15 protein-coding genes are annotated in these 12,004 nt (G+C 62.6%); 8 read left to right on the top strand and 7 right to left on the bottom strand.

Annotated elements, in window-relative coordinates; genetic code table 11:
* Position 1: 1 nt before the first annotated feature.
* Positions 2-946: an acetaldehyde dehydrogenase (acetylating) gene (locus LI953_RS03605; RefSeq protein WP_370635754.1), complete on the bottom strand. Its 945-nt coding sequence runs from the start codon at positions 944-946 to the stop codon at positions 2-4.
* The gene (locus LI953_RS03610; RefSeq protein ID WP_227074667.1) at positions 947-1,744 is read right to left on the bottom strand and encodes a 2-keto-4-pentenoate hydratase; all 798 of its coding nucleotides are present in this window, start codon (positions 1,742-1,744) and stop codon (positions 947-949) included.
* A gap of 188 nt (positions 1,745-1,932) precedes the next feature.
* On the opposite strand from LI953_RS03610, the gene LI953_RS03615 reads away from it, so the two are divergent.
* Entirely contained in the window at positions 1,933-2,667 is a 735-nt protein-coding gene (locus LI953_RS03615; RefSeq protein WP_227074668.1) for an IclR family transcriptional regulator, read from the top strand.
* Between the two features lie 10 nt (positions 2,668-2,677).
* Here LI953_RS03615 and LI953_RS03620 read toward each other — a convergent pair whose 3' ends face one another.
* The 5 genes from LI953_RS03620 to LI953_RS03640 form a co-directional block, all read right to left on the bottom strand.
* Positions 2,678-4,186, bottom strand: coding sequence for a 2-hydroxymuconic semialdehyde dehydrogenase (locus LI953_RS03620; RefSeq protein ID WP_227074669.1), 1,509 nt, complete (start codon positions 4,184-4,186; stop codon positions 2,678-2,680).
* Positions 4,187-4,310: 124 nt separating this feature from the next.
* Positions 4,311-4,739: a heme-binding protein gene (locus LI953_RS03625; RefSeq protein ID WP_227074670.1), complete on the bottom strand. Its 429-nt coding sequence runs from the start codon at positions 4,737-4,739 to the stop codon at positions 4,311-4,313.
* A gap of 21 nt (positions 4,740-4,760) precedes the next feature.
* Entirely contained in the window at positions 4,761-5,681 is a 921-nt protein-coding gene (locus LI953_RS03630; protein ID WP_227074671.1) for a catechol 2,3-dioxygenase, read from the bottom strand.
* Positions 5,682-5,683: 2 nt separating this feature from the next.
* Complete coding sequence (locus tag LI953_RS03635; protein ID WP_227074672.1) at positions 5,684-6,043, bottom strand: 2Fe-2S iron-sulfur cluster binding domain-containing protein; 360 nt, start codon at positions 6,041-6,043, stop codon at positions 5,684-5,686.
* Between the two features lie 101 nt (positions 6,044-6,144).
* Positions 6,145-6,357, bottom strand: coding sequence for a hypothetical protein (locus tag LI953_RS03640; protein ID WP_227074673.1), 213 nt, complete (start codon positions 6,355-6,357; stop codon positions 6,145-6,147).
* 25 nt (positions 6,358-6,382) lie between these two features.
* On the opposite strand from LI953_RS03640, the gene LI953_RS03645 reads away from it, so the two are divergent.
* The 7 genes from LI953_RS03645 (at position 6,383) to LI953_RS03675 (ending at position 11,963) form a co-directional block, all read left to right on the top strand.
* Positions 6,383-7,087, top strand: a complete 705-nt coding sequence (locus LI953_RS03645; protein ID WP_227074674.1) for an FCD domain-containing protein — start codon at positions 6,383-6,385, stop codon at positions 7,085-7,087.
* Between the two features lie 195 nt (positions 7,088-7,282).
* Complete coding sequence (locus LI953_RS03650) at positions 7,283-7,573, top strand: phenol hydroxylase subunit (protein ID WP_227074675.1); 291 nt, start codon at positions 7,283-7,285, stop codon at positions 7,571-7,573.
* 67 nt (positions 7,574-7,640) lie between these two features.
* Positions 7,641-8,633: a hypothetical protein gene (locus tag LI953_RS03655; RefSeq protein WP_227074676.1), complete on the top strand. Its 993-nt coding sequence runs from the start codon at positions 7,641-7,643 to the stop codon at positions 8,631-8,633.
* Between the two features lie 15 nt (positions 8,634-8,648).
* Entirely contained in the window at positions 8,649-8,921 is a 273-nt protein-coding gene (locus LI953_RS03660) for an MmoB/DmpM family protein (protein ID WP_227074677.1), read from the top strand.
* 25 nt (positions 8,922-8,946) lie between these two features.
* Complete coding sequence (locus tag LI953_RS03665) at positions 8,947-10,464, top strand: aromatic/alkene/methane monooxygenase hydroxylase/oxygenase subunit alpha (RefSeq protein ID WP_227074678.1); 1,518 nt, start codon at positions 8,947-8,949, stop codon at positions 10,462-10,464.
* A gap of 56 nt (positions 10,465-10,520) precedes the next feature.
* Positions 10,521-10,883 carry a phenol hydroxylase subunit P4 gene (locus LI953_RS03670; RefSeq protein WP_227074679.1) on the top strand — a complete coding sequence of 121 codons (363 nt, stop codon included), beginning with the start codon at positions 10,521-10,523 and terminating at the stop codon, positions 10,881-10,883.
* Between the two features lie 18 nt (positions 10,884-10,901).
* On the top strand, positions 10,902-11,963 hold the full coding sequence (locus LI953_RS03675; RefSeq protein ID WP_227074680.1) for an NADH:ubiquinone reductase (Na(+)-transporting) subunit F: 1,062 nt from the start codon (positions 10,902-10,904) through the stop codon (positions 11,961-11,963).
* Positions 11,964-12,004: the final 41 nt, after the last annotated feature.

A 12,004-nucleotide genomic window follows, 5' to 3' on the forward strand; every position in this document is an offset into this window, starting at 1 on the left:
GTTATGCAGCCTCCTTGAGCAGTTCGCGCGCCGCCCAGTGATCGGCGGTGATCAGCGCGGCCGAGGTCATGATGTCGAGATTGCCGGCATAGGCGGGCAGGTAATGGGCCGCGCCCTCGACCTCGAGCAGGATCGTGGTCTTCAGACCGGTGCAGAAGCCGATGCCGGGAATGCGCACCGGCGCGTTGTCGCCGATATTCTCGAACTGCACCTTCTGCTTCAGGCGGTAGCCGGGCACGTAGGCCTGCACGGTCTTCTCCATCTCCAGCACCGAGGCTTCGATCGCCTCGCGCGAGCCGCCCTGCGACAGCACGAACACGGTGTCGCGCATGATCAGTGGCGGTTCGGCCGGGTTGAGGATGATGATCGCCTTGCCGCGCTCAGCGCCGCCGAGCTTCTCGATCGCGTGCGAGGTGGTCTCGGTGAACTCGTCGATATTGGCGCGCGTGCCAGGGCCGGCGGATTTCGAGGAGATCGAGGCGACGATCTCGCCATAGACCACCCGCTCCACCGCGCGCTTCACGGCGTAAACCATCGGAATTGTGGCCTGGCCGCCGCAGGTGACCATGTTCACGTTCGGCTCGCTGATGTTAGCGTCGCCGTTGATCGCGGGGATGGTGAACGGGCCGATGGCGGCGGGGGTGAGGTCGATCACCTTCTTGCCGTCAGCCTGCAGGATCGCGTTGTTCTTGATATGGGCGCCGGCCGAGGTCGCGTCGAACACCACCTTGATGTCGGCATAGTTCGGCAGCTTGCGCAGCCCCTCGATGCCCTCATGCGTCACCGGCACGCCCAGGCGCGCGGCGCGCGCCAAGCCATCCGAGTTCGGGTCGATGCCGACCATCGCGCCCATCTCCAAATTCTTGGAGTTGCGCATGATCTTGATCATCAGGTCGGTGCCAATATTGCCCGAGCCAATGATCGCAGCTTTGATCTTTGCCATGATTTACTCCTTTGCAAAGGCCGCGCGCACCGCGCCCAGGCCTTCGATACGAATGTCGAACACATCACCGGGCTGCACCGAGACCATCGGGCCCAGCGCGCCGGAGAGGATGGTGTCGCCCGCCAGTAGGGGACGGCCCAGACGGGCCATCACCTTGGCCAGCCACAGCGCCGCGTTGAGCGGCGAGCCCAGGCAGGCCGCGCCAGCGCCGACCGACACCGGCTCGCCCGCTTTTTCCATCACCATGCCGCACATGCGCGGGTCGAAATCGGTCAGCCGCACCGGGCGCGAGCCCAGCACATAGAGGCCGGACGAGGCGTTGTCGGCGATGGTGTCGGTGATGCGGATATCCCAGTTCGCGACGCGCGAACCGACGATCTCGACCGCCGGCACGGCGTATTCGACGGCGCGGAACAGATCCGCCGCCGTCAACTCCGGCTCGGCCAGGTCGCGCCCGAGCACGAAGGCGATCTCCGCCTCTACTTTCGGCTGCAGCACGTCGGAGAGCGCCACTTCTTCGGCGTCGCCGCGCGCCATGTCGGCGAATAGCATGCCGTAATCCGGCTGGCCAACGCCGAGCTGGCGCTGCACGGCCAGCGAGGTCAGGCCGATCTTGCGTCCGACCAAGCGCCGCCCGGCATCGAGCGCGCGCTGCGTGTTGATCGCCTGCACCGCGTAGGCGGCCTCGACATCGCCTTCCGCCAGCAGTGTGCGGATCGGGGTGGAGGGCGTGCCGCTGCGCGCTGCCTCATGCAGCGCGTCGGCGGCTTTTTGGATGGCTTCGGGTGTACTCTGGGTCATACGGGTACCTTACGGCTTGTTGCGGCAGTGGCGGCGAATCCGTGAGCCACTGGGCAAAAGCGCTGCTCGGGTTGAAGATGCGGGTTTCCTGGGGCGTCTTCTTGGTAGCGGTTTGCCCAAGCCTGTTTACGCCCCCAGCGGCGGAATTTGCAATTTACGATGTCATTGGTTTTCCATATGGTGAGAAAATGGAGGCGAGTGAAGGACAGGGCGCCAGCGCCGTCGAGAAGGGCATCGAATTGTTTCTGGCGGTGCTCGATGCGGGCGGCAGCGCGCCATTGTCCGAGATCGCGCGCCGGGCGGGCGTGCCGGTCTCCACGGCGCATCGTCTGGTGGCGGCATATGTGCGGGCCGGGCTTTTGGCGCGCGCGGGGCGCGGGCGTTACGCGGCGGGCGCCAGGCTGGCAAGGGGGGAAGAGCGCGCGGCCGTGATCGAGGCCAGCCGTCCGGTGCTGCGCAGACTGGCTCTGGATCATGGCGTGATCGCGCATCTGGGCGTATTCGAGGACGACATGGTCACCTATCTGGTGAAGGAACGCGGGGCCGGGCCAGATATCTGGACGCGGGAAACCAATCAGCTTGAAGGCTACAGCTCGGCCATCGGCAAGGTGCTGCTCGCCTATTTGAGCGAGGCCGCGCAGAGCGCCTATCTCGCCAATGGGCCGTTTGTGCCTTTTACTCGCAAGACGATCACCGATCCGGCGGTGCTCGCCGCTGAGCTGCAAATGGTCCGCGAACGGGGTTATGCGGTGGACGAGGCCGAGGTCGACGACAATCTTTTTTGCCTGGCGGTGCCAGTGCGGCGGCAGGGCGGGGTGGAGTATGCCATTTCGGTCTCCTCCCGCTCTGCGGAGTTGATGAGACTGGCGCTGCTGCCGCATCTGCAGAATTGCGCGGCGCGGATCAGCGCCAGTCTTCGGTAAGGTCTGGCGCTTAGAGTTTCACGCAGACATTGGTCATTTCGGTGTAGAACTCCAGCGAGTGCACGCCGCCCTCACGCCCGATGCCCGAGGCCTTGGCGCCGCCGAAGGCGGTGCGCAGGTCGCGCAGGAACCAGGAATTCACCCAGCAAATGCCGACCTCCAGCTTGGAGGCGACGCGGTGGGCGCGCGAGACATTCTCCGTCCATACCGCCGCGGCCAAGCCATACGGGGTGTTGTTGGCGAGGTGGATGACCTCCTCCTCGGTGTCGAACGGGCGGATATGGCAGCACGGGCCAAAGATCTCCTCGGTCACCACCGGGTGATCGTCCGCGAGGCCGGTCCAGATGGTCGGCTGCACCCAGGAACCGCCGGCCAGATCGGCGGGCATGTCGGGCACGCCGCCGCCGGTGACGACCGTGGCGCCGCCCTCGACGGCCTTGGCGTAGTAGGAGAGCACCTTCTTGCGGTGGGTCTCATGGATGAGCGGGCCCATGCCGGTGGCGGGGTCCTCGGGGCGGCCGAGCTTCATGGCCTCGGCGCCGGCCTTCAGGCGGGCGACGAATTCATCGAAAATCGGGCGCTGCACGTACACACGCTCTGTACCCAGGCAGACCTGGCCGCAATTGGCGAAGGCCGAACGCATGGTGCCCTCGATCGCCTTCTCCATATCGCAATCAGCGAACACGATGCCGGGGTTCTTGCCGCCCAGCTCCAGCGAGACGGGACGGATGCCATGCGAGGCGGCAAGCATGATCTGCTCACCCGACTTGGTGGAGCCGGTGAAGGTCACGCCGTTGACGCCCGGGTGCTGGGTGAGGAACTGGCCGGCCGAGTTGCCGCCGAAGCCGTGGACGACGTTATACACGCCCTTGGGCACGCCAACCTTGTTCATCACCTCGCCGAGCAGCGTGGCGGTGAGCGGGGTGGATTCGGAGGGCTTGACCACCACGGTATTGCCGAGCGCCAGCGCCGGGCCGACCTTCCAGGTCATCAGCAGCAGCGGCAGGTTCCAGGGCGAGATCACGGCGATCACGCCGCGCGGGCGGCGCAGCGCGTAGTTCAGCGCGCCCTTGCCGTCTGGGGTGGCCATCGGGAAGGTCTCGGTGGAGACGGTCTTCACCACGTCCGTGAACATGGTGAAGTTGGCGGCGCCGCGCGGAATGTCGATATGCGAGGCGAGCGACATCGGCTTGCCGGTGTCCAGGCACTCGGCCTCCAGGAAGTCGTCGAAGCGGTTGTTGATCTCGGCGGCGACGGCGGCGAGCATGTTGGTGCGCTCGACCACGGTGAGCTTGCCCCACGGGCCGTCCAGCGCGGCGCGCGCGGCCTTCACCGCGGCATCCACCTCGGCCTGGCCGGCCTCGGGAACGGCGCCGATGCGCGAGCCGTCGATCGGGCAAATATTGTCGTAGCTCTTGCCGCTCGTGCCCTGGGTGAACTCGCCGTTGATGAAATGCGCGGCGTCGCGGCGGGCGGGGCTCTCAGCCAGCGAGCGGCGCGGATGTGATGGAGCGTTCATGTTGCTATCCTCGAGTGAGTGGCAAAAAAGAAAAAACCATGCCCCAGCGCGTAACGCCGGAAGCGGAGCCGAAGCCGGATGGTTGTGGCGTTGGACGCGGCCGCAACGCCAGCGGCGGAAAACTTTAAGGCGCGAGGCCGAGCGCGGCGAGACCGGCGGCGGCGCAAGCGCGGTCGTCATCCTCAGAGCCGCCGGACACGCCGATGCCGCCGATCACGGTGCCGTTCTGCCTGACAGGCATGCCGCCGCCAAACAGCACGACATTGGGGCGGGAGGCGATGCCGTCCAGCAGCACCTGGCTGTGGCTCAGGCCGGAAGCGAGTTGATCTGTGCTGGCGCCGAAGATCGCGGCGGTCCAGGCTTTATCGCGGGCGATGTCGATCGACGCCACGAAGGCGCCGTCGCCGCGCAGGCAGGCCAGGAGATGCCCGCCGGCATCGACCACCGCGGCCACCACGGGCACGTTGCGCGCCTTCGCGGTGTCCTGCGCCGCGAGGACGGCCTTCAGCGCCGCCTCGGCGGTAATGGTGGGGATGCTGCGGGAAATGCTCATGACCTGCCTGCTGGTTGGGGGTTAGGTGACGACGGAGAGGAACGCCGCGTTCAGCTGGCGCTCATAATAGAATATACCTTTGCCGATCTGGGTTTCGTCCCAGGTGCGGGTCGGGCTGTCGGGGTAATAGGTATAACCGCCGGCGAACACTTCGCAACGGTTGCCGGATGGATCGAAGAAATAGATCGTCTGGCCGCGGGTGATGCCGTGGCGCGTCGGCCCGATATCCACCGAGATGTCGTAGCGAGTGATGATATCGCCGGCATGGCCAACATCCGCCCAGCTTTCCAGCTCGAAGGAGACGTGGTGCAGCTTACCCGGCTCCGGGTGCTTCACGAAGGCGATGTCATGCGCCTTCATGCCGCAGCTCATCCAGATGGCCAGCAGGCCGTCCGGCATGTCCACGCGCTCGGCGCACTTGAAGTCGAGAACCTTCTCGAAGAAGTCGAGCGTCTTCTCGATGTCCGGGCCGTAAAGCAGGCAGTGGTCCATGCGGCGCGCGCCCATGCCGTGCGGCTCCACGGTCCACACATCCGGGTTGTGGATCATCGGCTTCGGGTCCGACAGATCGGCATGCGCGTACAGCTCGATGCGGTGGCCAGAGGAGAGGGTCCAGCCGATGCGGCGGCCGAGGCCCGGCTGCTCGCCAGCCGCGACATGGTCCACCGGGTAGCCATAGGCGATCACGCGCTTCTCAAAGGAGTCGAGATCGGCCTCGGAGGCAACCTTGAAGGCGAAAGCGTCGATGCCGGCATGATCCGCCTTGCGCAGCACCAAGCTGTGATGGTCGAACTCATCGCCGCATTTCAGGTAGACGCGGCCATCGGTGCCGGTGGTCACGTGATGCATGCCGATGCGCTTGATGTAGTGATCGAGCGACTTCTCCATGTCCAGCACGCGCACCTGCGCAAACCCTGGACGTAAAACTCCGGTCATAGCCATTGTTATGCTGTCTCCTGACTTTCTGTTGCGGCCGTTTTTGCCTTTTTGACGAAATGCGGCGGCTCGATCCGCAGTTCGATGTCGGACAGAGGGTAGATGGCGCAGGAGAGAACCAGTCCCGCGGCTTCATCCGCCTCTGAAATATGGGCGCGGCTCATGGGGTCCGCCTTGAATTCGCCAGCGGTGACGCGCACCCGGCACACCCCGCAGCCGCCACGCCGGCACCCCACCGGCAGCCGGTAGGGCAGATTTTTCAACCGGCCGAATCCCTGGGCACGCTCCATCGCCACGAGCGCGCGCTCGCCCTCATAGCACGTCGCCTCGCCAGCGCCCTCGACGGTAATCTTGTGGCTTGCCGCCATCAGCGCGCGCCTTTGGCTGGCTGGGGCTGGCGCGATTGCATCAGCGAATGAACGTTTCCGCGCATTGTTTTTCCTGTGACCGAGGTCGCTGGCGGCGCTTTTTACCGCACCGCACCGATATTGAGGCGCTTATCGGCGTAGTTTGTCCAGGTGTCAATAATAATTTCGAGATTTTTGGGAACTTCGTGAAAACTGTAAAATTGCTGCACATGCGAAGAGTGTTGATTTTTTATGTTGCTTGCATTTAGATTTGTAAAAATCGTATTTTCCGAGGAAATGATGGCGGGGCTGGCGCTGGCCGGGGCCGCAACCAAGAATATGCCTGGAGTGACCAGATTTATGGATACCAATGTGACGTCGGCCCCGGTCGCAGCCCCTAAAGTGGGGACCGCGCGCAGCTTGGTGGAAGCCGCGCACGAAACCATCCGCCACGAGATTCTGATCGGCGCGCTGGCGCCGGAGACCAAGCTGCGCTTCGAAATGCTGCGCAAGCGCTACGGCTTTGGCGCCAGCACGCTGCGCGAGGCGCTAACCCGGTTGGTGGGCGAGGCGCTGGTCACCTCCGAGGAACAGAAGGGCTTCAGGGTGGCGCCGGTCTCGATTGAGGATCTGGCCGATCTCACGCGCACGCGGGTTTTTCTTGAGAAAGAGGCGCTGCGCGAATCGATCCGCTGCGGCGACGATGCCTGGGAAGGGCGCGTGGTGGCGGCGTATCACCGCCTGTCCAAGACCGAGGCGCGGCTGCTGACCTCGCCGGAGATCCCGCAAGACGAGTTCGAGCTGCGCAACCGCGAATTCCACCAGGCGCTCATCAGTGCCTGTCCGTCACGCTGGTTGAATCATCTTTACGGGGTGCTGTTCCAGCAATCCGAGCGGTACCGGCGCATCTCGCTGGTCAACCGCAAGGTGTCGCGCGACGTGCACGCCGAGCACAAGGCGATCTTTGAAGCGGCGCTGGCGCGTGACGCCGACCTCGCCTGCAGGGTGGCTGGAGAGCATATCGAGCGGACGCTGTCTGTCATGTCGAAGGTGCTGGCGAGCTGATGCTGATGGTGACGCGCGTGCATTGCAGCGGCGCAAAATAATCCTATCGGCTTGATCGGCGAATGTGGGTATATGGAAGTTTTTGAAAATCTCGAAATTATAATTGACGTACGAGAAAAACACCCGTAGAGACGAAACTGTGCGAGAGGCGCGATAAAGAAGAGCGCACCGCACGATGAGGAGGAGGTCTTAAGGATGGCAAGCCGGAACCCGTCAGGGGGGCGAGAGCCGGAAGGTTCTGCGGAAAGCAATTCTTCTTTCGTCCGTGTGCTGGGGACGCGCTCTGGCCGATTTGTGGAGTTTGAGTTCAGCCTGGGAGACGAGGATCTCTCGGTCGAACTGATCCTGCCGCTACAGGCTTTTAAGGAATTTTGCGAGGCACGCCACGCGACCATCCTGCCGCCGGCGGACGCCGTCGCGGCCGAGCTGGACCGGATGGCTTGGCGTGCCGGGCAGCCCGGGCTGTTGCGCCGCCCGGAGCGCTAAAATTTTCACCGACTGAAGCAATGACAACAAGCCGGGGCGCCGCGGGTGCTCCACGGAGAGGATACGTATGACCGTACAGATTAAGACCATCGACCTTGAGCCGAAACGCAACACGTTTGCGCATGTCGCCCGCCGCCTCGGCGCGGACAAGCCTGCCTCGCGCTATCAGGAGGCCACGCTCGATGTGCAAGCCACCGAGAATTTCCATTACAAGCCGCTCTGGGAGCCGGAATACTGGCACTACGACACCCGCAAGACCGCGGTGGTGATGGCGGATTGGTACAAGCCGCTGGATCCACGGCAGTTTTATTATTCCACCTACAACATTGCCCGCGCCAACATGAACCAGGCGGCCGAGAAGAATTTCGCGTTCGTGGATGAGCGCGGGCTGCTGACCAAGGCCTCCGCGCAGGCGCAGGCGGCCATCCGCCGCGGGCTGCTGCCGGTGCGCCATCTGCATTGGGGCAGCAACATGAACATGGCTGAGATGACCCAGCGTGGCTATGGCACGGCCGTCACCGCGCCGTGCATCTTCTCGGCGGGCGATCACCTCGGCATGGCGCAGTATGTCAGCCGCATCGGCTTGCTGCTCGACGGCCAGACCGGCGCGACGCTGGATGAGGCCAAGCAGACCTGGCTGAACGATGCCGCCTGGCAGGAGATCCGCCGCCTGATCGAGGATACCTTCGTCGAGCGCGACTGGTTCCATCTGTTCGTGGCGCAAGCGCTGGGCGTGAACGGTGTGCTCCTGCCATTCATGTACAAGAAGGCTGAAGCGGCCTGGACCGACGCGGCGATGCCGATCGCGCTGCTGACCGAGTTCATGAATGACTGGCACGCCGAGGAAGCGCGGTGGAGCGATTCCGTGATCAAGACGGTCGCCGCTGAATCCGACGCCAACAAGGCGCTGGTTTCTGAGTGGGCCAAGACCTGGATTGCGCGCGCGACCGCGGCGGCCAAGCCGCTCTCCGCCGCGCTGCTGAATGATGACGGCGCCGCCGCCGCCGCCGCCGGGGCCGAGGCCCTGAAGAAGGCCGCCAGCCTCGGCCTCGCGGTTTAAGGAAAGGAAACGGAAATGGCTCAAGTCGCCTCCATCACCCTCATGCAAAATGACGACGCCCGCCCCATCATCGATGCGATCATGGCGGACAATCCGGGCGTGCGTGTGCTGAACATGCCGGGCGCCGTCAAGCTCGATTGCGACGGCAAGATCACGGTCAACCGCGCTTCCGTCGAAGAGCGCCTCGGGCGCCCGTGGGATCCGCAGGAGATCCAGCTCGTGCTGGTCTCCATGGCCGGTAACCTCGACGAGGATGATGATCATTTCACGCTGAGCTGGCGCCACTGAGAATTAAACGTAGAGGAAACAAAACATGAGCGGTACCAAGAAGCTTGCTTTACGGCAGCGTTATGAATACCTGACGCGCGGGCTGGACTGGGAAACAACCTACCAGCCGATGGACAAGGTGTTCCCCTACGACTCCTTCGAAGGGATCAAGATCAAGGATTGGTCGGCCTGGGAAGATCCGTTCCGCCTGACCATGGATTCCTACTGGAAGTTCCAGGCCGAGAAGGAGCGCAAGCTCTACGCCGTGCTGGACAGCTTCGCGCAGAATAATGGCCAGACCACGATCTCGGATGGCCGTTATGCAAACGTTCTGAAGCTGTTCCTCACCGGCATCTCGCCTGAGGAGTATCAGGCGCATCGCGGCTTCGCCTTCACGGGCCGCCATCTGCGCGGTGCGGGTGCGCGCGTCGCGGCGCAGATGCAGTCGCTCGACGAGCTGCGCCACCTGCAGACTCAGGTGCATACGATCAGCCACTACAACAAGTATTTCGATGGCATCGCCGAGTGGCCGCTGATGCATGACCGCGTGTGGTACCTCTCGGTGCCGAAATCGTTCTTCGACGACGCGCGCTCAGCCGGGCCGTTCGAGTTTATGATCGCGATCGGCTTCGCGTTTGAATACTTGCTGACCAACTTGTTGTTCGTGCCCTTCATGTCCGGCGCCGCCTATAACGGTGACATGTCGACCGTGACCTTCGGCTTCTCCGCGCAGTCGGACGAGAGCCGCCACATGACGCTGGGCATTGAGATTATCAAGTTCCTGCTTGAGCAGCACCCGGACAACCTGCCGATCGTGCAGAAATGGGTAGACAAGTGGTTCTGGCGCGGCCATCGCCTGCTGGGCATCGTGGCCATGATGATGGACTACATGCTGCCCAAGAAGGTGATGAGCTGGAAGGAAGCCTGGGACATCTACTTCGTCGAAGCCGGTGGCGCGCTGTTCCAGGATCTCGGCCGTTATGGTCTGAAGATGCCAAAATATGCTGATATCGCCACGGCGGAAGCCGAGCATATCTCGCACCAGAATTGGGCGGTCTTCTACCAGTACACCCATGCCGCGGCGTTCCACACCTGGATGCCGGATAATGAGCATCTGGATTGGCTGTCCGAGAAATATCCCAACACGTTCGATAAATATTATCGTCCGCGCTGGGAGATGTGGGCGAAGATGGAGAAGGAAGGCAAGCGCTTCTACAACCCGGCGCTGCCGCAGCTTTGCCAGACCTGCCAGATCCCCATGGCGTATACCGAGCCCGGCGATCCGACCACGATCTGCTTCCGCTCCACGCAGTACAAGGGTGACACGTATCACTTCTGCTCGGATGGCTGTAAGGACATTTTCTGTGATGAGCCCGAGAAGTTTGTGCAGGCCTGGCTGCCTGTGCATCAGATCTTCCAGGGCAATTGCGGTGGCGCCACGGTGCCAGATGTTCTGAAGTGGTATCATATGAATGTCGGTGCCGATAACATGGATTATGTCGGCTCGCCGGATGAGAAGCTGTGGAATGAATGGCACGCGGAAAAGCTCCGTCAGGCCGGTTAAAGAAATAAGAACACGCATGGCACCGCGCGTGCCATGCGTCTCCCGAGGAGGAATGAATGTCCATTATTGCGCTTGCGCCTGATTACGAATCCAAGGTCGAGCCCCGCGACCCGCTGAAGAATTTCCATGGCAATATGCTGGTCTATGTGCACTGGGAGGAGCATCTCTCCTTCTGCTCGGCCATCGCCTTTCCGCTGCCGCCAGTCATGCCGTTCGGCGCGCTGGTTAGCGAGGTGATCGCCCCGCATTACGCCGCGCACCCTGACGCCAGCAAGATCGACTGGTCGAAGGCGGAATGGATGATCGACGGCGAGAAGAAGACTCCTGACTTCGATGCTTCGCTTGAAGCAAACGGCATGCACCACAAGTCGCTGGTGCGGTTCTGGACACCCGGATTGTCCGGCGTGGCCTTTTCCTAACAGAGACGGAATTCGCTTATGAGCTACCAGCTGACCGTTGAACCGGTGGGCGAGACCATCGAGGTCGAGGAGGGGCAGACCATCCTCGACGCTTGCTTGCGCCAGGGCATTTATCTCCCTTATGCCTGTGGCCATGGTCTTTGCGGCACCTGCAAGGTCGAAGTCGTCGATGGCGAAGTCGATCACGCCGATGCCTCCAGCTTTGCGCTGATGGATTTTGAGCGCAACGAGGGCAAGACACTGGCTTGTTCAGCGCGGCTTAAAAGCGATGCCACGATCGAGGCGGATATCGATGAGGACCCGGATCAGCGCCGGATTCCGATTCAGGATTTCGCCGTGACGGTCGAAAAGCTCGACAACCTGACGCATGATGTGAAAGGGGTGCGCCTGCGCCTGGAAGGCAAGAGCATCGACTTCCAGGCTGGGCAGTATGTCAACGTTACGCTCCCGGGCGTTGATGGCACGCGCGCCTTCTCCATCGCCAACCCGCCTTCGGAAAATGGCGTTGTCGATCTGCAGATCCGGCTGCTGCCGGGCGGCAAGGGCACAACCTACATCCATCAGGTGATGAAGGAAGGTGATAAGCTGAATATTTCTGGCCCCTATGGCCGTTTCTTCGTGCGCAAATCACGTGGCGGGCCGTTGCTGTTCCTCGCGGGCGGTACTGGCGTGTCGAGCCCGCGCTCGATGATCATCGACCTTCTGGCCGAGAATTATGCGGAGCCGATCACGCTGATCCACGGTGTCCGCGCCAGGGCTGATCTCTACGGTAATGATGAGTTCGAGGCGCTGTCCAAAAAGCATCCGAACTTCCGTTACGTTCCCGCCTTATCCTCGGAGCCCGAGGATTCTGAGTGGAGTGGCGCGCGCGGCTTCGTGCATGATGTCGCCGTGCAGCTTTACGATGGATTGTTTGAAGGTCTGACCGCGTATCTTTGCGGTCCGCCGGTAATGATCGAGGCCTGCGTGAACACGCTCATGCGTGGTCGGCTGTTTGAAAAGCACATCTTGACGGAGCGCTTCCTCACCGCCAATGATGAAAAGAAATCAACGAGGAGTCCTTTGTTCAAAACGCTATAAACAAGCTGAATACTTGGGTTTTCACGGAGACTGAAGTCTCC

It is taken from the genome of Acidocella sp. KAb 2-4 (genome assembly GCF_020567705.1).
Lineage (GTDB): Bacteria > Pseudomonadota > Alphaproteobacteria > Acetobacterales > Acetobacteraceae > Acidocella.

Coding starts and splice junctions, on each gene's coding strand:
- LI953_RS03610 (WP_227074667.1), bottom strand. CDS start 1,744: ATGACCCAGAGTACACCCGAAGCCATCCAAAAAGCCGCCGACGCGCTG.
- LI953_RS03615 (WP_227074668.1), top strand. CDS start 1,933: ATGGAGGCGAGTGAAGGACAGGGCGCCAGCGCCGTCGAGAAGGGCATC.
- LI953_RS03620 (WP_227074669.1), bottom strand. CDS start 4,186: ATGAACGCTCCATCACATCCGCGCCGCTCGCTGGCTGAGAGCCCCGCC.
- LI953_RS03625 (WP_227074670.1), bottom strand. CDS start 4,739: ATGAGCATTTCCCGCAGCATCCCCACCATTACCGCCGAGGCGGCGCTG.
- LI953_RS03630 (WP_227074671.1), bottom strand. CDS start 5,681: ATGGCTATGACCGGAGTTTTACGTCCAGGGTTTGCGCAGGTGCGCGTG.
- LI953_RS03635 (WP_227074672.1), bottom strand. CDS start 6,043: ATGGCGGCAAGCCACAAGATTACCGTCGAGGGCGCTGGCGAGGCGACG.
- LI953_RS03645 (WP_227074674.1), top strand. CDS start 6,383: ATGGATACCAATGTGACGTCGGCCCCGGTCGCAGCCCCTAAAGTGGGG.
- LI953_RS03650 (WP_227074675.1), top strand. CDS start 7,283: ATGGCAAGCCGGAACCCGTCAGGGGGGCGAGAGCCGGAAGGTTCTGCG.
- LI953_RS03655 (WP_227074676.1), top strand. CDS start 7,641: ATGACCGTACAGATTAAGACCATCGACCTTGAGCCGAAACGCAACACG.
- LI953_RS03660 (WP_227074677.1), top strand. CDS start 8,649: ATGGCTCAAGTCGCCTCCATCACCCTCATGCAAAATGACGACGCCCGC.
- LI953_RS03665 (WP_227074678.1), top strand. CDS start 8,947: ATGAGCGGTACCAAGAAGCTTGCTTTACGGCAGCGTTATGAATACCTG.
- LI953_RS03670 (WP_227074679.1), top strand. CDS start 10,521: ATGTCCATTATTGCGCTTGCGCCTGATTACGAATCCAAGGTCGAGCCC.
- LI953_RS03675 (WP_227074680.1), top strand. CDS start 10,902: ATGAGCTACCAGCTGACCGTTGAACCGGTGGGCGAGACCATCGAGGTC.